15 protein-coding genes and 6 pseudogenes are annotated in these 17,144 nt (G+C 60.5%); 11 read left to right on the forward strand and 10 right to left on the reverse strand.

Annotation, left to right across the window (positions count from 1 at the left end; all coding sequences use genetic code 11):
• Nucleotides 1-172: 172 nt before the first annotated feature.
• Nucleotides 173-493, reverse strand: coding sequence for a sensor histidine kinase (locus HF916_RS02770; RefSeq protein ID WP_240975319.1), 321 nt, complete (start codon nt 491-493; stop codon nt 173-175).
• The gene (locus tag HF916_RS02775) at nt 490-975 is read right to left on the reverse strand and encodes a sensor histidine kinase (protein ID WP_240975320.1); all 486 of its coding nucleotides are present in this window, start codon (nt 973-975) and stop codon (nt 490-492) included. Before HF916_RS02775 ends, HF916_RS02770 begins: the two co-directional genes overlap by 4 nt.
• A 507-nt stretch (nt 976-1,482) precedes the next feature.
• Between HF916_RS02775 and HF916_RS02780 the strand changes: the two genes are divergently transcribed.
• From HF916_RS02780 to HF916_RS02795, 4 genes and pseudogenes are all read left to right on the forward strand, one after another.
• A complete protein-coding gene (locus HF916_RS02780; RefSeq protein ID WP_168787728.1) occupies nt 1,483-1,929 on the forward strand; it encodes a hypothetical protein in 447 nt (148 codons plus the stop codon).
• A 123-nt stretch (nt 1,930-2,052) separates the two neighbouring features.
• On the forward strand, nt 2,053-2,211 hold the full coding sequence (locus tag HF916_RS02785; RefSeq protein ID WP_168787315.1) for a hypothetical protein: 159 nt from the start codon (nt 2,053-2,055) through the stop codon (nt 2,209-2,211).
• 853 nt (nt 2,212-3,064) lie between these two features.
• A complete protein-coding gene (locus HF916_RS02790) occupies nt 3,065-3,388 on the forward strand; it encodes a hypothetical protein (protein ID WP_168787729.1) in 324 nt (107 codons plus the stop codon).
• Between the two features lie 342 nt (nt 3,389-3,730).
• A pseudogene (locus HF916_RS02795) lies at nt 3,731-4,805 on the forward strand (IS110 family transposase).
• Between the two features lie 714 nt (nt 4,806-5,519).
• On the opposite strand, the gene HF916_RS02800 reads toward HF916_RS02795, so the two are convergent.
• The 3 genes from HF916_RS02800 to HF916_RS50240 all read right to left on the reverse strand — a co-directional run bounded on the left by HF916_RS02800 (nt 5,520) and on the right by HF916_RS50240 (nt 6,910).
• Nucleotides 5,520-5,876 carry an STAS/SEC14 domain-containing protein gene (locus HF916_RS02800; protein ID WP_168787730.1) on the reverse strand — a complete coding sequence of 119 codons (357 nt, stop codon included), beginning with the start codon at nt 5,874-5,876 and terminating at the stop codon, nt 5,520-5,522.
• Nucleotides 5,877-6,296: 420 nt separating this feature from the next.
• Nucleotides 6,297-6,584, reverse strand: a complete 288-nt coding sequence (locus tag HF916_RS50235) for a hypothetical protein (protein ID WP_240975321.1) — start codon at nt 6,582-6,584, stop codon at nt 6,297-6,299.
• 5 nt (nt 6,585-6,589) lie between these two features.
• The gene (locus tag HF916_RS50240) at nt 6,590-6,910 is read right to left on the reverse strand and encodes a TetR/AcrR family transcriptional regulator (RefSeq protein ID WP_240975322.1); all 321 of its coding nucleotides are present in this window, start codon (nt 6,908-6,910) and stop codon (nt 6,590-6,592) included.
• Nucleotides 6,911-7,314: 404 nt separating this feature from the next.
• On the opposite strand from HF916_RS50240, the pseudogene HF916_RS02810 reads away from it, so the two are divergent.
• The 4 genes and pseudogenes from HF916_RS02810 to HF916_RS02825 form a co-directional block, all read left to right on the forward strand.
• A pseudogene (locus HF916_RS02810) lies at nt 7,315-7,455 on the forward strand (carboxylesterase); the annotation flags it as partial.
• Nucleotides 7,456-7,475: 20 nt separating this feature from the next.
• Nucleotides 7,476-7,916, forward strand: a complete 441-nt coding sequence (locus tag HF916_RS02815) for an ester cyclase (RefSeq protein WP_168787731.1) — start codon at nt 7,476-7,478, stop codon at nt 7,914-7,916.
• A gap of 257 nt (nt 7,917-8,173) precedes the next feature.
• On the forward strand, nt 8,174-9,211 hold the full coding sequence (locus HF916_RS02820; protein WP_168787732.1) for an isocitrate/isopropylmalate dehydrogenase family protein: 1,038 nt from the start codon (nt 8,174-8,176) through the stop codon (nt 9,209-9,211).
• 13 nt (nt 9,212-9,224) lie between these two features.
• Nucleotides 9,225-9,386 (forward strand): annotated as a pseudogene (locus HF916_RS02825) (YadA C-terminal domain-containing protein); the annotation flags it as partial.
• Here the strand turns inward: HF916_RS02825 and HF916_RS02830 are convergent.
• The 5 genes and pseudogenes from HF916_RS02830 to HF916_RS02850 all read right to left on the reverse strand — a co-directional run bounded on the left by HF916_RS02830 (nt 9,342) and on the right by HF916_RS02850 (nt 14,605).
• Nucleotides 9,342-10,870 (reverse strand): annotated as a pseudogene (locus HF916_RS02830) (efflux transporter outer membrane subunit). The pseudogenes HF916_RS02825 and HF916_RS02830 sit on opposite strands and share 45 nt — an antisense overlap.
• A 12-nt stretch (nt 10,871-10,882) precedes the next feature.
• On the reverse strand, nt 10,883-12,025 hold the full coding sequence (locus HF916_RS02835) for an ABC transporter permease (RefSeq protein ID WP_168787733.1): 1,143 nt from the start codon (nt 12,023-12,025) through the stop codon (nt 10,883-10,885).
• Nucleotides 12,022-12,966 carry an ABC transporter ATP-binding protein gene (locus tag HF916_RS02840; protein WP_168787734.1) on the reverse strand — a complete coding sequence of 315 codons (945 nt, stop codon included), beginning with the start codon at nt 12,964-12,966 and terminating at the stop codon, nt 12,022-12,024. Before HF916_RS02840 ends, HF916_RS02835 begins: the two co-directional genes overlap by 4 nt.
• Nucleotides 12,963-13,907, reverse strand: coding sequence for an HlyD family secretion protein (locus HF916_RS02845; protein ID WP_168787735.1), 945 nt, complete (start codon nt 13,905-13,907; stop codon nt 12,963-12,965). The genes HF916_RS02840 and HF916_RS02845 overlap by 4 nt, the downstream gene beginning before the upstream one ends.
• Nucleotides 13,904-14,605 carry a TetR/AcrR family transcriptional regulator gene (locus HF916_RS02850; RefSeq protein WP_168787736.1) on the reverse strand — a complete coding sequence of 234 codons (702 nt, stop codon included), beginning with the start codon at nt 14,603-14,605 and terminating at the stop codon, nt 13,904-13,906. Before HF916_RS02850 ends, HF916_RS02845 begins: the two co-directional genes overlap by 4 nt.
• 830 nt (nt 14,606-15,435) lie before the next feature.
• Here HF916_RS02850 and HF916_RS02855 point away from each other — a divergent pair.
• The 3 genes and pseudogenes from HF916_RS02855 to HF916_RS02860 all read left to right on the forward strand — a co-directional run.
• Entirely contained in the window at nt 15,436-15,663 is a 228-nt protein-coding gene (locus HF916_RS02855; protein WP_168787737.1) for a hypothetical protein, read from the forward strand.
• Nucleotides 15,664-15,838: 175 nt separating this feature from the next.
• A pseudogene (locus HF916_RS50245) lies at nt 15,839-15,999 on the forward strand (IS6 family transposase); the annotation flags it as partial.
• Nucleotides 16,000-16,134: 135 nt separating this feature from the next.
• Nucleotides 16,135-17,139 (forward strand): annotated as a pseudogene (locus HF916_RS02860) (IS110 family transposase); the annotation flags it as partial.
• Nucleotides 17,140-17,144 lie beyond the last annotated feature (5 nt).

Consider the following 17,144-nt stretch of genomic DNA (forward strand, 5'->3'; position numbering starts at 1 on the left):
CGATTACATTATAGTTCGCGTGCGCACGGTGGCACGTTGCCGCGCGCTGCGACGGCCATCGGCCATGGTTCAACGGGGCGGCGCTGACAGGTCTGTCAACTGCCAGGAATGTATCGTTCGGTGGCTGACTGGCTCAGAAGCGGAGTGAAATGTGTGGCTGAATTGCCTGCCGTCACGCCGGCTCACCAGCCATGCGCCGTTCCAGCACGACCGGCAGCCGTAGCGTGAATTCGCTGCCCGTACCGGGGCCGGCACTGGTCGCCGACACCCTTCCGCCATGCGATTCGGCGACCGCTTTCACGACGGCAAGACCCACCCCCAAACCGCCGGCACTCGCCGCAATCGTTCTGCTGGATTGAGCGAAGAGCTCAAAGATATGTGGCAGGAGCGCGCCCGATATGCCCAGGCCATTGTCCTTGACGGACACCACAAGGTCCTTCCCGTCTGCGAGCACGTTCACGGCGATGCAACCCTTCTCCGGCGTGTATTTCACTGCGTTATGCAGGAGGTTGTCGACGGCCTGTGCGAGACGGGCTGGATCGCCTTCAATGCGTAGTGCCCTGTCGGCAATCTGCACGGTGAGAGTCTGGCCGCGTTCGGCTGCTGCCAGTGCGGCTGCGGTGAGGGGGCGGCCAGAACCTCGACGACGTCGAAGGGGACCTTGCTCACACGGAGTGCGCCACGGTCGATCCGCGTTGCATCCATCAAGTCCTCGGCAAGCCGGATAATCTGTGTGATCTGCCGGTCGAGCATGTCGAGCGACCGTAACACCTCCGGGCGATCCGCCGACGCCCTGCGAATGAGATGGATGGCGAGTTGCATCGGCGTCAACGGTCCACGAAGCTCGTGCGCCACCATGGCAAGAATTTCGTCCTTGCGTCGTAGTGCGTCGAAACGATGGCCGGCCGATGAAGAATTGCTGGAAAAAGCGATGGCGGCCTGCCGGGGCGGGCGTTCCATCATGTCATCTGCCACATCTGCGTGCTCCGTGTCGGGCGTGCCAACGGACCACCGGAAAGACTCTGGATGAACTGACATGTTGATCCCCATATCGCGCCCTTCGGGTCGCGATGCGCCAATACCCGGCGGTGCGCCAATGCCTGCCACGCGAGAGCGACCCGAAGATCACTGGTACGTGCAGGTTGAAATAGCACGGTCCCACGAACAATATGGTAAGTCTGTACGGTGACGTTCAGATCAGTAAAAACAACCGCATCGAGCCAATCACGGGGATGGACAGGCCCGCATCGGCGTCCCGACTGCCTGCAGCGATGGATCACCGAAGCTGCCCCCGTTTCCGACACCTATTTTCCGGCGACCCGCTCACCGGCCTGTTTCCGGCAACAGGCCACATGATTGACTCGCGGCAGCGCCTCAGTGGTTGCGGCAGGGGCTGGACTGCAGGTCATCGGCCGCCACCGTACAGACATCCCCCGGCGAACATGAGACGCTGGCGCAGGATAGAACCGGATGCCCCCCATCATGACCAAGGTCGCTCTCAACACGCTAACCGTGTTCACTGCCATAGGCGCGGTGCTCATTCCAGTGATGTGCTGCGCCTACGCGCTCGATGCGCAACTCGACTGCAAATCGAACGCGCACGCGTTCATCACCCCGCTATTGAACGCTCAATATATCGATCCGAATCCGATGCGTGTCGAAGTGAACTCGGTCAACGCATTTCGACCAACGCACGACAGCAACCTGACGGCTTTCGGGTTCCGTGTCTACGCCGTTCTCGGGTATGAGCGCGACGACACGATATTCAAACAGGGAAGTGGCCAGCCCATTACGCCGTCAGCATATGGCGCCGTAGTCCTTGGCCCCGCCGAGACAGTAGAAGCCCGCGCACGCGAGGCTGGCAGCGACGCTGTCGTTCGGCAAGTCGTCCCCCTCCTGCTCACGGCCATCTTCTGCAGCGAGCACTGACGCACTACCCGCCTGCAGTCATGCATTGACTGGCATCGCAGACCTTCGGTTGCGCCTCGTGAAGGAGCTGAGCCGACGCATTGGCTCTTGCGCTGCCTGGCAGAAGGAATTGAAGGAGTAGACATGAAGAAGCGAGCACTGATATGGATGCTGATCGCCCAGTCGCTGATTACCGGCCTGAGCGCGTGCATCCTTGTTCCCGTTGGCGGCGGTGGCGACGACTACCACCATGGTAGTGGCGGCTACCATGAGGAGCACGAACATGATCGCGACCACTACTAGGCTACCCACCAGCTGGCCACCTGTTTGGTCGGAGAAATCCCTGAAGAGGGAGCTTGACCCTTTCGGCGCAACCCTATGGCGACAGCCATGAACGCCACGACATGCGTTCCTCCCCGCATCATTCGCGACATTACCGCTATACCGTCATGCGGCGCCGCCGACTCCGGTCCGACGCCGACCACCCGCGATAGCGAACGCCCGCCGACGCTGGCTTCTGCCACGAGCGGCCGTAAATGGCCGAAGCTCGCACGCTCGCGCCGATGCGCTGATCGGCAGCATTGGGTCGATGTTGTTGAAAAAGTCGCTTCGTGATTTTTTCCGTTCGCTCGCGCAAAAATCGACCTCTCAGATCGCCCTGCAAGCCGCTCGCGACCATCGGTCAAGGGTATGAAGACCCCTGAAAACTTCGCAAGAGAGACCAACGGCGACTTTTTCAACAACATCGGTCGCGTGCTGCCGGTCGCCGCAATGCGCGCCACGGGAGACGATGCCTTATGCATGAGGCAGCACGCGGCCATCTACGGACGTTGGCCAACGCTTTCACAGGGACGTTCCAACGTCAGCTTCGCCCCAAGTACCGGACATTCAGGTACAGACTCGATCCGGCATAGCTCTCCACTGCGCGCCGGACCGCTACCGTACAGACACCTCGGTATCGCGCGTGCGAGCCTAGTATTGCACCCTGTGCGTACCAGTTATTCCTTGGACGCTTTCGTGAGGCACGCATTCGCGGGCAGCCGGTAATGTCGTGACGCCTATCCGCGTACCGTGTCAGGCTCGTATTCTGTCCGTACTTATAGCAGCGACCACCTCAAGCCTAGCCTGTGCCAGGGGCTCAATTGGGAGAAATCTGATGGGCAAGAAATCCACTTCTGACGATACCGGCGACTCGAATGAAACATCCGAAGCGACCCTAGCAGCACTGACCATACAGATCAGAGAGTTCGTCCACGAAGGGACGCTCGATAGCCGGTGTGCCGCGAAGCTCGTCAAGCGACTGAAAAAGGAAGCCGAAGCGATCTCGGAAAGCGGCAGTGCGACGAAGACAGGTCAGAAGGAACTGAAGAAGGCTTTCGACTTAATCGATGCAGCGCTGCGCGATCACGATGCGGGGTTGCTGGTCACGGCCAACGCAGCGCTGCGGTCGGTAGAAGACTCGACGAGTGCTAGGAAGTAACGAACGGTCAGCGTTATATAACGACGAGCGTCCGCTCAAAGCCTTGCTTCGGCCAGAGATTGGTTCAAGCGGCGAATGGCGGCTGAGGGCCGATGCTGTTGAAAAAGTCACGACACGCAGTCTTCCCACCGCCGGTAAGAAGATCGACCTCTCAGATCGGCCTACAAGCCGCTCGCAGGACTCGGTTAAGGGTTGAACGACCCTTGAAAACCTCACGACATTGACCTCCGCCGACTTTTTCAAATGTGAGGGACTTCCCCGTCCCGGTGCGACGCTGAAGTCGCAGGCATCAAGTGCCATGATTGAGGTGCCATCCATCAATCGGAACAGGAGGGGAAAGTCATGGATCAGCTTACTACCGTCGGCATCGACCTGGCAAAGGACATCTTCGCGGTCTGCGTGCTTGATGCAACCGGTGCCGTGTTGCAGCGGCGCGTGCTGCGACGCGAGGCGTTCATGCGATGGGCCGAACAGTTGTCTCCCTGTCGCGTTGCAATGGAAGCCTGCGGTTCCTCTCACCACTGGGGTCGCTGGTTTGCCGCCCGCGGTCACATCGCCCGGCTTATTCCCGCCGAGTTCGTCAAGCCGTTCAGCCCGGCGGCAAGAACGATGCAGCTGATGCTGAAGCAATCGCTGTTGCCGCACGGCAGCCAACCATGCGCTTTGTAGCGATCAAGTCTGTCGACCAGCAGGCCATTCTCGCCTGGCACAGCGTCCGTCAGGGCTGGCAGAGGAGGAACGGACTGCGCTGCTGAACCGCACGCGCGGACTGCTGGCCGAATTTGGGGTGGTGATTGCGCGTTCGGCAGACCGCTTGCTTGGCGCGTTGCCCATACTGATCGAAGACGCCAGACTGCCTGACCCGGTGCGTGCCATGTTGCTCGAGGTGCGCGAACAACTGGTCGCGCTGAACCTGAGGCTTGCTCGCTGCGACCAGCAGATCGCCACTCACGCCAGAAACAGCGACGTCGCCAAACGCGCCGGCGAACTGCTCGGCGTCGGTCCGGTAACATCGAGTGCGCTGGCCGCCACGGTGCCCGATGCGAAGGTCTTCAGGAACGGCAGACAGTTCGGCGCCTGGCTGGGCCTGACGCCGCGACAGCACAGCTCAGGCGGCAGGACGCGGATTGGACATATCAGTCTGCGCGGCAACGTCTATCTGCGCATGCTGCTCGTTCAGGGCGCCCGAAGTACGTTGCAGTCGGCGCTGCGTGCCGACCCCACGCACGCAAGCCGGCTACAACGGTGGATCAGGCAGCTCCACGAACGCAAGGGCTATCACAAGACGCTGATTGCGATTGCAAACAAGCATGCCCTGAGGATGCTGTGGGCGATGCTCGCGAAGGACGAACATTACGACGCCAACGCGTGGCAACGCCATCCCATGCATCCGCCGTTACCATCCGCTACAGCATGACCCGGTTAGCCCAAAACTCAACTACTGTTCGACGCGATAGCAAGACGAGGTCGGACCGAACGGGAGAAGAAGCCGACGATGCTGTTGGCGAATCATCATCGCACGCGGCGTATCACCGCGCGCCTGCTCGCCGGTTTTCAAATAGGGTTCTCCTGTGCGGCTCATATCGTGGCCCGCCCGATACGTTTCGGGCATCAAGGCCGTTTGCAAAGACGCAGTCTGTTCCTGGTATTGCTTCGAAGCGCGAGCCTTAGCTGACAACGGAGAAGTGATATGACCGCCCAACCAACTGGACCACCAGCAACATTGGCGCTGCGCATTTGCCGGCGCCAACCAATCTCACCCCGATCTTGACTTTCGGGGGAAGTCCTTGCAAACAGCATCGGCCGCGTGCGGCCGATCGCCGTCAGGCAGAGGCCGGCCATGAAGCGTCATTCGCGGGTAACTTCGCTCAGACATTCAGGCGTCGGCTCCACTCGGGAACCAGACATTCAATTCGCAATGTTGGAGCGTTGCTTGTCGGCCAGTCCGGTCAGTCGAGCCTTTCAGTATTTGGCCATTTTGAATGACCGGTCTCGGAAAAATCGAACAGGCGCTAACGCCCCCTTTGCCGCCAGTGCAAGCAAGAGCGCGAATGCCAATGGCATCTTGATTGCGCAGGTCAATCGCGCTCCGACGTGCAGCCGGACTGCTACGAAATTCGCCAGGCGGCGCTCAGGTGTTGATCCAGACGCGCGCCTGCTCCAGCTCGTTGACGTGGAACGTCTTGACTTCGGCCTTCGTAAAGAACCGCGCCAGATGCATCGAGGCACGGATCCAGCCCGCATCGGCCACCACGGCGGCGCGCGTGACCTTGCGTGCCACGGAAACGCCGAGCGTTATATCGGTCCACAGCGCCTTCGGCTCGATGCCGGTGAAATGCTCGATGCGTTCGAGCACGCGGGTCTTGCCGTTCAGTTTGAGATCACCACGCATGCGCTCAATGGTTTCGCGCAGATCGTGGTCGGTGATTTTGCCTTCGACGGAAATTTCGATGACAGGGGAATCGGGCTCGGTGTGATACAGGATCATGGCAAGACCGCCTGACTAGGGAGACGTTACACGCTCAGGCGCGGCGCGGATGAGCCTAGCGTTCGATAATTTCTTCACGATACCCCTTTTCACACGGCTCGGTTAGCCAGGTTTAACGCCGTTTAGAGTACGCTGACGGCCCTGCCCCGTTACCATCTTCCCGCCCGTGCGACACGTGTCGCTGCGTGGCCAGCCGTTCGGTTGGAGTAAGAGCGGGGACGTGCGGCGCCTCGCGGCTCAGGAGGCGACATTCGCTGGTCGCGATTTGCAGACGTTCCGACGTCGGCCCCACCCACCCACTAAACAGCCGTTCGACTGACCAGAACGAACGTCGGTTCATCGACCTTCGTTGATGTCGTCAAGCGCTCCCAACCAGGCGATGTGGAACACACGCCAGTATGTGCGTGGCACCCGTGTACTTCAGGCGGATCGGGTTCGTTTGCGCGGTTTCACGAGTCTTTCAATTGCACCGTCAGTGACGTCCTTGAATAGCGCGACGGTGCCATAAGCCCGCGCAGCCAGCATGGCACCGTAGATCAGCGACACGAGCGTTGCGGCCTCGGTTTGAACCGACGAATCCAGTCTGACGAGGTCGTTTTTCGCCCCTGACTCGAGCACCTGCTCAAGCCACGCCGTGAGGTTATCGAAAAACGCTTTCACCTCTTTCGCTGCTTCCTCGGGCAGCGAGGGGAGTTCGGCGCCGAGCATGCCGGCTACACAGAACGGAGCGCATCGTCCGCAATGCAGCGTTCCCAATGGCCGATGTAGGCACGCAATTGCGCAAGAGCGTCGGCACCGCTCGCCTGAAGTGAGGCCATGTCGGCGTCAAACGCCGCCCGCCACTCGTTCACCACTGCGATCACGAGATCAGTTTTAGACGGGAAGTGGTGATGAATGCTCGCCTTACGAATGTTGATTGCGTCGGCGACGTCGGCATAGCTAAACCCGCTATAGCCGCGCCGCCCGAAACGTGGCGAACCGGTCGCCAGTGCTCGCCGGGCCCGGTACGGCACCGTACCGACCTTCGTCCCCATTCCGCGCACTGTATCCGCAGGCGAGCTGGAGCTGCGGCTCACGCAGCGCAAGACGGCTAAAGAGGGGGCGAGCCCTAACATTGGGAATGGGTTGCTCATCAGTGACAGCGGCCACAGGCCGAAGGCCTGGCTGAGACTTGAGGACGCTGCGACGTAGAGCGAGGCGCGGTCGGACTGTAAGGACTGTGTTTGGGAGCCGGAATGCTGAACTCGTGACGCACCTTTGATGTCATGATGACGCCGCATGACGATTCACGACTCAACAAGCCATCCTCGCGCCCGACTTTGACGACTGGACACGATGACAATCGAGATGACTGGTGTGGCATGTCTCGCTTGGCGGTATCCTGCTTGTACTCATCCCGATCCTCTGAACCTTTCCTGAAACCGAGTAGTCGCAATACATGAGCGAGCAACCGTCCATCATTGAAATTGAAAGTGCACCGAGCCGTAGGTTCGCCGTGATCCTGATGCACGGTCTCGGTCTCGGTCTCGGTGCCGACGCCAACGACTTCGTGTCGCTCAGGCTCTCGTATGCGCCGGCCTCGACACTGGAGACGTTATTATGACCAGAGCGGATGAGGTGACGGACGATGTCGCGCGCGCGACTTTAGCTGTTTTTTACCGTGCCATGTCGAGTAAAGATATATCCCTGTTTCGGACTGTTGTAACGCCGGACTGGCAGTACATCCCGCCTTCTCCCGGACCGGTGTCGGGTCCCGACTCAATGATCCCGGTGTTCGCGGATCTGTCGTATTCACTACCTGACATGGACATCCGGATTCTGGATGTCCTGGTTCGCGGAGACAAGGTGGCCGTGCGTGCGATCGTGACAGGGACGCAGTCGGCCCCACTCATGGGGATCACAGCCACGTCGAAACCTGTCAATTTTGCGATTCACTCGTTTCACGAATTCCGCGAGGGACAAATTGCCAAAACATGGCACCTGGAAGACTGGCTAGGTATTTTTCGTCAGATCGGAGAGTTGCCGTCGAACCTCCCGTGACGACAGGTCGGCCGGTATATCCGCTATGTGGCCTGTTCCTTGTATCGCTGCTGGCGCCGTACCTCGCATGCGAGGCCAGATCAGTTGTCGCCGCAGCTGGGAGACATGACATGGCGACACATCCGCCTGAGAGCGCCGTGCGGCGGAAACGAAGTTTTGCTCTGGTCCAAGCTTGAGACCAACTCATCGCACCCAGCGGCGTCAGCAATAGCCGATCAACCACGGACGGTTGTCCCTGTCTAATCTGGAAGACTGATATGGAAAGCACGCCGAGACACAAAATCCCCGCAACGCTGATTCCCGGCGATGGAATCGGGCCAGAAGTGGTTGCTGCAACGGTTCAGGTTCTTGACGCTTTAGGATCCCCATTCATCTGGGACGTACAGCATGCGGGAATCGCCGGGGTCACCCACTGTGGAGACCCGCTACCAGATGTGACACTCGAGAGCGTTCGTAAGAACAAGCTTGCCCTCAAAGGGCCATTGACGACCCCGGTCGGCGAGGGGTTCCGCTCCTCCAACGTTCGGCTTCGCGAAGAGTTTCAGCTTTTTGGCAACGTTCGGCCCGTGCATACCATCATCCCTGGTCGCTACGACGAGATCGACCTCGTGCTCGTACGCGAAAACCTCGGTGGGTTTTATGTCGCACACGAATACTACATTCCCGTCGGCGATGACCCGAAAGCGGTTGCAGTCGCGACCGGGGTAAACACACGCGATGCGTGCGCGCGAATCGCAAGATTTGCCTTCGAATATGCCTTGAAGCACGGACGAAAGAAGATCACCGTTGTGCATAAGGCCAACATCCTGAAGGCACTCACAGGATTGTTCCTGGAAGCCGCTCGAGACGTTGCCCGGGATTTCGAAGGTCGGGTGGAAATGAATGACATCATTGTCGACGCCTGCGCGATGCAGCTTGTGCTGAACCCGTGGCAGTTCGATATGCTTGTGTGCACCAATCTGTTTGGAGACATTCTGTCGGATCAGTTGGCGGGGCTTGTTGGCGGACTGGGCATGGCGCCTGGCGCCAACTACGGTAATGACACGGCAATTTTTGAAGCCGTGCATGGATCGGCGCCGGACATCGCTGGTAAAGACGTGGCCAACCCCATCTCCTTGTTACTTGCATCGGGCTTGATGCTTGAGCATGTTGGTCAGGGTGATCTCGCCCTACGATTACGAACTGCAATCGCTGAAACACTCAACACCGACCATATCCGTACGCGCGATCTGAAAGGCACCGCGTCAACGCGCGAGTTCGCCGCTGCAGTGGTTCGCCGGATCGAGAGCACGTAGTCACGGGGGGAACAAGAACCTCGCAATCGGCGTGGGTACGGCCGGCTACAAGCGCTATCAGGCGGTAGCGGTGGGTCTGTCGGCTCGCGTGACGCAAAGCCTGAGTGTCAAGATCGGTGCGGGCGTCAGTTCAGCCACTACGATCGTCGGCGCCGGTGCGGCGTATCAACGGTAGGGCATTGTTCATGCTCCGCCGATGGCTTGAGTATGGCACCCCTACTGCGCTGCAGGGACCTGCCAGGCCCCCACCCAGCGCTTGAAACAGCGCCGCCGTATCGGCGAACCGACTGGCCTGCGCACGGGTGCGGTCGAGCGCGGTTTGCAACGCCTGCCGCTGGGTATCGAGCAGACCAAACTCGCTGACCCCGCCCGCCGAATACTGCGCGTGCGCGATGTCGAGGCTCGCCTGCGCCTGCTGCGCGGCATCATCACGAGCTTGAAGTTCACGGGCGTCGTTCTGGAGCGCCGTCAACGTATCCGCCACCTGCTGCAGCGCCTGCAGCACCGTCGTCTGATAATCGGCGAGCGCCGCATCGTATGCCGCTTGTGCCGAATGCTTCTTCGCGCGCAGTTCGCCGCCGCGGAAAATCGGTTGGGTGAGACTCAGGCCGAAATTCCAGATGTTCAACCCGCTCACCATGTCCTGAATATTGGTGCGCTCTGAGCCAATCCCAGCCGACAGCGCAAACTGCGGATACAGATTTGCCGTCGCCACGCCGACATTCGCGCTGGCCTGATGCAACTGCGCTTCTGACGCGCGGATATCGGGCCGCTCACGTGCGAGCGTCGACGGCAGCGTATCCGGAAGATGCAGCGAATCGAGCATGATGTCGCCAAAATTCGCTACCGAAGGCGCGACGCCTAGCAGGATAGCGAGTTGATGATCGACCTGTGCAAGTTGCGCCGCGAGCGGCGGCAGCGACGCACGGGTTTGCGCGAGCAGCGTGCGCTGGCTGCGCATATCGAGTTGCGAGACTCCGCCTGCCGCAAAGCGTCCTTCGGTGATCGCTAGCTGTCGCGCCTGGGTGTCCGCAAGACGTTGCGTCACTGCGATCTGTTGTTGCAGCGAGGCGCGCCGAACCGCCGTCGCGACGACATTCCCCGCAAGCGAGAGCCGCGCCGCTTCGAATTCGAACGACTGATAGTCGTTTTGCGCGATCAGCGCTTCCAGCGCCCGCCGATTGCCGCCGAAGATATCGAGTGCATACGACACGCTGACCGACGCGTTGTACAGTGCGAACGGCCCCGGATTCTCCACATTCGGGATTCCGAACTGCGCGATTTCGATTTGCTGCCGCACGCCGGATACGTTTGCGTCGATGCTGGGGATTTGGCTGGCGCCAAACTGTGCGTTGTAGTTTTCGCGCGCCTCGACGAGTTTCGCGCGGGCCTCCGCGAGCGACGGACTTTGCTGCATGGCCTGCTCGACCAGACGATTGAGCGCCTCTGATTGAAACTGCTTCCACCACATCGGGGTGGCGTGCTGGGCAGCGGTGAACGCCTGGACGCCCCTGCGGCGCCGTTTGCGGCTACCGTCGCGACGGGCCGTGCCTCTGGCGTATAGGCCTGCGTATCTGGCGCCGCAGGTGCTTGAAAAAAATCCGGTCCAACCGCGCAACCGAATAGCGCGACGACGGAAACAAGAGCGAGCGGTTTCATCGACCCGGTCGCCTAGTCGAGCGTGCGCCGATAGAAGCGCAGCGCTATGCCCAAAACGACGACCGTGAACAGCGCCACCGGCCATACCGATGGCCACAGATCCACCCAGCCGTTCCCCTTTAGCAGGATGCCGCGGACCAGCCAGTTGAAATACGTGAGCGGCAACAGATTGCCAATGAAGCGCGCCCACGCCGGCATCCCAGCGAACGGAAACATAAAGCCTGACAGCAGCAGGCTCGGCAGAAAATAGAAGATGGTTAACTGCATTGCCTGCAACTGATTCTGCGCCAGAGACGACAGCGTAATACCCACCGTCAGATTCGCAGCGATAAACAGCAGCGCGGCCAGATAGATCGCGATCACGCTGCCGATGAACGGAACATAAAAGACAAAGCGCGCCGCAGTGAGAATGATCGTCGCCTGAATCAGCCCGATCATCACGTAAGGCACGATCTTGCCGGTCATGACCTCGATCGGCAGCACAGGGGTCGCGAGCAGGTTCTCCATCGTGCCGCGCTCACGTTCTCGCGTGATGGCGAGGCCGGTCATCATCACCATCGTCATCGTCAGGATCACGCCCATCAATCCCGGCACTACATCGTATTGCGTGATGGCTTCAGGGTTGTACATCTGGTGGACCTGCACGTTGAAGGCGGCGGGCCTCCCATTCAAGTGCGCGAGCGGCCCGGTGATGTCTTTGTCCGCAATGGCTTGCACGAGGCCGGGGAGGGCCGCGACGGCGGTGCCCGTCGCGGTGGGATCGGTTGCGTCGGCTTCGACCAGCAGCGAGGGGTGCTCGCCTCGTAGCAGCCGCCGCGAAAAGTCCTCCGGCACGCTCAGCACGAACTGCACACGGCCCTGGGCCAGCGCGCGGCGGCCGGCTTCCTCGTTGGGCAAGGTTTCGACGATGTCGAAATAGTCGGAGTTCTTCATCGCCGCGATGAAGCTGCGCGAGAAGGGGCTCTCGTCACCCACGATGACGGCGGTCGGCAGATGCTTCGGGTTGGTGTTGATCGCGAAGCCGAATAGCGTGAGCTGTATGATCGGCACGCCGACGATCATCGCAAACGTGACGCGGTCGCGCCGCAACTGCCGGAACTCTTTCAGCACGACGGCCCACCAGCGCGTCAGCGAGAACAGTGCGCGCGTGGTCACGATGGCGCTCCGTAGTTGTCGGTCGAGTGGGCCATCAGGGAGATGAAGACGTCTTCGAGCCCGGTTTCGATGCGCTCGACGCGTAACGCCGTACCTTCTGTGGCCTGTTTGACCGCGGCCTCGAGCGCAGCGCGGTCGCTGCCGCCTACATGCAGCGCTGAACCGAACACGACGGTCTGATCGACGCCGGGGGTCTTACGCAATTGCTCCGTCAGTTCGCTCAGGTGCTCGCCGTAAATGGTCCACGTGGCGAGGTTTTGCGATTCGATGATCTGTTTCGCCGTGCCTTGCGCGAGCAGTTTGCCGTAGGCGATGTACGCCAGCTTGTGGCAACGCTCGGCTTCATCCATGTAATGCGTGCTGACGAGAACCGAAATGCCGCGCGCGGCAAGCCGATGCAGTTCTTCCCAAAAGTCGCGGCGCGCGGCGGGATCGACGCCCGCGGTCGGTTCGTCGAGCAACAGCAGTTGCGGCTCATGCAGCATGCAGGCGGCGAGCGCGAGGCGCTGCTTCCAGCCGCCGGATAGCGCGCCCGTCAACTGGTTCGCGCGGCTTTGCAGTCCAAGCGATTCGAGCGAGCGGTCGACCGCCTCGCGCCGGTTCGGCATCTCGTAGATGCGCGCAACGAAGTCGAGGTTCTCGCGGATCGTCAGGTCGTCCCAATAGGAAAAGCGCTGTGTCATGTAGCCGACGTTGCGCTTGATCTGCGAGCTCTCGCGCACGATGTCGTAGCCCAGACACGTGCCGGTGCCCGAGTCCGGCGTCAGCAGGCCGCACATCAGGCGGATCGAGGTGGTCTTGCCGCTGCCGTTCGGCCCGAGAAAGCCGAAGATTTCGCCGCGCGCGACCTGCAACGTCACATCGATGACGACATGCTTGTCGCCGAAGCGCTTGTTGAGCTTCTGTACCTCGATCGCGTATCGCGGCGCGGGCTGGTTCATTGCAGTGTGACCGCGACGGGTTGGCCAGGATGCAGTTTGACTGCGTCGGCGACGGACGTGTGGGCCTCAACCATAAACACCAGTTTCGCGCGATTTTGATTGCTATAGATCACCGGCGGCGTGTATTCGGCCTCGCTGGACAGGTAGGTGATCCTCGCCGCAACATCCGCCGCGCAGCCATCGCAGTGGATCGTCAACGCACGGCCGAGCGCGAGCTTGCCGACCACGGTTTCCGGCACGAAAAAGCGCACCTTCACATTCTGCGGCGGTAGCATCTGCACGACCGGATTGCCGGCCTGGACCCACTCGCCGACGCGATACAGCGTGTCGTACACGAGCCCTTCAACCGGGGCGCTGACTCGCTTCTGGCTGAGCTTCCATTGCGCCTGGGCGACGGCGGCCCGCGCGGCTTCGACCTGCGCGTTCTGCGCCGAGCGTTGCTGGGTCCTGCCAGGAAGCAGAGCGACGTCGACCTGGTTGGTCAGTTCGCGGACCTGCGCGGCAGTGGCATCGGCCTCTGCACGTGGATCGTCGAGCTGTGCGTGGGCGATGCCGCCGGCGCGATATTGCGCATCGTCGCGCGTGAGTTGCAGCGCGGCCTTATGCGCGTTGGCGACGGCCTGCGCGAGTTGCGCCCGCGTCACGTTTATCTCAGGACGACGCTTGCCGGTCTGGATGTCGGCCAGTTGCGCGCGTGCGGCGGCGAGTTGCTGTTCCGCCTGCTGCAGCCCGGCGGCTTCGTCGACGGATTCGAGCGCGAAGACGGGCGCGCTGGCATTGACGGTTTGCCCGCGCGTGACGGTGTCGGACTGCGACGAGCCGAGATACACGAACTCGCCCTCCACGTACCTCTGATACGTGTTGTCGTCGTGACGCGAGCAGCCGGCGAGCGTCAGTACGACAAACAGCATACAAACACAGGCGCGCAAAAGCCGGGTCATGACTTGCTCCGTGAAGCTACGCGGCGCTTCGGCTGCACCGCACGCGGTTGCGGCTGCATGCCGCCGATTAGCAGCGCACTCACATGGCGGCGCAACGCGTCGCGCTCGATGGCTGGCAGACCGCGCGCGCTCTGCCAGATCTTCGCAGTGGCAAGCGGCAACATCACCAGCGCGAGTATCGAATTGAAGAGCATCAGCGCTTCGAGTTCGCTATTGACGGTGCCATCCTGCTGCGCCTGCGCGACGCGAGCGCCAAAGCGCTTGATGTTGTCGAACGGGATGCGCCGTAGCATCCGTTCGCGCAGCAGCCCGCCCTCGTTGACGATCTCCCGCAGCCATAGCGGCGACAACCACGGCATGCGCTCTGTGACGTCGAACAGGCGTGCGACGAATTCGTGGGCGAGCGCGAACGGATCGCTCGCGGTGTCTTCCGCAGCAGGCCGCCAGACGAACTCCGCTGCGAGAGCAAGCCGCTCGTCGACCACCGCATCGAGCAACTTTTCTCGATTCGTGAAGTAGTAGTGGACTAGCGCCGACGTGACATTTGCGTCAGCCGCGATCTGTGCGACGGTGGTGGCGGCAATGCCGCGTTCGGCAAAGAGCCGCGTTGCGGTATCGAGCAGATGTTCTCGCACGTCGAAATCGTCGACCGCCGGGCGGCGGCCGAGTGGCTTCGCGGGCGAGCGGTTCGCGTACATTGATTCAATCTAATTGATGAGTTAGTTAAATTCAAGGTTGTGTTTTGCCTTGTGTCATCTGGCGGTCAGGGCAATTGCATGAAACGTTACAGGGGGTTGCGAGATGCTGGTGAGCCATGCGCCAACCAAATCGGGCCATGCCGTCCTATTCACGCTCGATCGTTGCTGTGAGCTTGACCAACGTCGCCTTCAGGGCAATCATCGGCCGGTGGCCGGTTGGAAGCGTACGCCTATAACGGGTCGAGGTTGTGTGAAAACGCAAAAGTACTCGGTTTTCGGGTGTCGCTTTACCCTTCCCGAGTTGCCACCAAGCCAATACAGCGCGATCTGATGGGTCGATTTTCTAGAAGACCGCATTCAACACGTGTTTTCACACAGCCTCGGTCGTCGGCGGCCTCTCCTACGCCGTCGCACGCCGACAGGCGACATGGGCCGCATCGCTCGCCGACAGCATCCGACCGGCTCGCACCGACGTCCAGTAGATCAACCTGTCCTGCCTTTGGCGTTCCGGGCCGATAGTGCTACTTGAGCCACGACGCAACAGCGCGTCGCGGTGGGGAAAAAATTGGCAAGCGCTACCGCACAAACCCGTGCTAATTCGGAAAGGACAGTTTCTGTGAGTCAACCGTTCGGCGACGCCGACGCGATAACACGATTTGATCGACGAGTGGCACGATCGTCTGTACGGACTGGCAGCGCGGCCGGACTCTGCGGTTCGGTCGACGCAGCGGTCCAGACTCATGCTTCCGTGCAACCGCCGTCCAGGCCGCGGCGATAAAATTGGCAATGCTGTAGCGATCGATTACGCCAGACTAAAGGGGGTAAAAGTTATGGAATGGATGGACGCGCGACCCGTAGTGCCGGGCTACTATTGGGTGCGATTTACGGACGACCGAACGCCGAAGCAAACCATCTGGGAGGTCGCAGACGTGCCCGGGAACGGTTCACGGCAGTTAGTCGTGATCCTACTGGGCGACGATGAGATCATGGAACTGGACGATTCGTTCTTTGACCGCGCACTGTTTGCTGGACCGATGGAACCGCCGTCGATGGAATGACCGCCGTAGCCGGACCGGCTGCCACTCCATCCGGAGAACCTCAGATCTTGTGTAATTCGTGCCACAAGGGACGACATCTCTCTAGAGACTGTCCGAAATGGCTAGGTGATGCGCGCGTGGTACGACATCCGGTGGCTCTGTCAGGTTGATGGGGAGGCGGCGGTAGAATGAGGTGATGAAGAAGAAAATATCCCTTTATCACGGCCACCGCTTCCCCGCCGTCGTCATCAGCTGCGCGCTTCTCTGGTATTTCCGGTTCAGCCTGAGCTTACGCGACATTGAGGAGTTGTTGCTTGAGCGTGGTGTCGTGTCACGTACGAAACGATCCGTTGCTGGTGCGAATGGAATGAACGGCCCCCACCAATTGGTGAGGATATCCAGGAGGTGCCTCCTCACTCACAGGCCGACGGTATAGAAGTGCCACAGCAGGAGGATCATAAGGATCTTCCCAGGCAAACCGGAGTAGCGATCATGAAACGTACGATCGTGGGTGTGGATATCGCGAAGAACGTGATGCAGGTTCATTGGGTTGACCCGGACAGCGGCGAGATCGTAAATAAACCCGTTAAAAGAGCGGCATTTCTCGAGTACTTTGCCAATCGCCGTCCCTGTCTGGTCGGCATGGAGTCCTGTGGCGGCTCCCAACATTGGGCCCGGCGGTTGATCGAAATGGGTCATCAAGTGAAGCTGATGCCAGCGAGATTCGTCAAGGCGTTTGTCACCGGTAACAAGAACGATTCGGCCGACGCGCGGGCAATCTGGATGGCCACGCAGATGCCCAGCAAGGAAGTTGCCGTGAAGACCGAAGCGCAGCAGGCCATTCTGGCGCTGCACCGGATGCGGCAACAACTGGTGAAGTTTCGCACGATGCAGATCAACAGCCTGCGGGGCCTGTTGACCGAATACGGCGAGGTGATGGGAACAGGTCGTCCCGCGCTGGACAGGGCTATCGCAGGTGTGCTGGAGAGGCTTTCCGAACGCCTGCCGACAATACTTATCGATACACTTCGCGAACAGTGGAACGGACTGAATACACTGGACCAGCAGATTGCCCAGATCGAGCACCGTTTGCAGGTGTGGATGAAAGAAGACGAGGCAGCCAGGGCGATCGCAGCGATACCCGGCGTGGGCCTTTTAACCGCAACAGCAGCGGTCGCGACGATGGGGCATGCGAAGTCGTTCAGGTCCGGCCGCGAGTTCTCTGCCTGGCTTGGTCTTGTACCCGGGCAAACCGGTTCTGGCGGCAAGATTGAGCTATTGGGAATCAGCAAACGCGGCGATACGTATTTGAGGACGCTGCTCATTCACGGCGCCCGTAGCGTGATATTTCACGCGAAAGAATCCGGCGCATGGATCGAGCAGTTGCAAAAGCGCCGACCGCTGAACGTGGTGGTCGTGGCGCTGGCCAACAAGATGGCCCGAACGATCTGGGCGATACTGGCACATCAAAAGCCGTATGAAAAAGGCTACGTGAGCGTGAG

The sequence above is a fragment of the Paraburkholderia aromaticivorans genome, from assembly GCF_012689525.1.
Taxonomy (GTDB): domain Bacteria; phylum Pseudomonadota; class Gammaproteobacteria; order Burkholderiales; family Burkholderiaceae; genus Paraburkholderia; species Paraburkholderia aromaticivorans_A.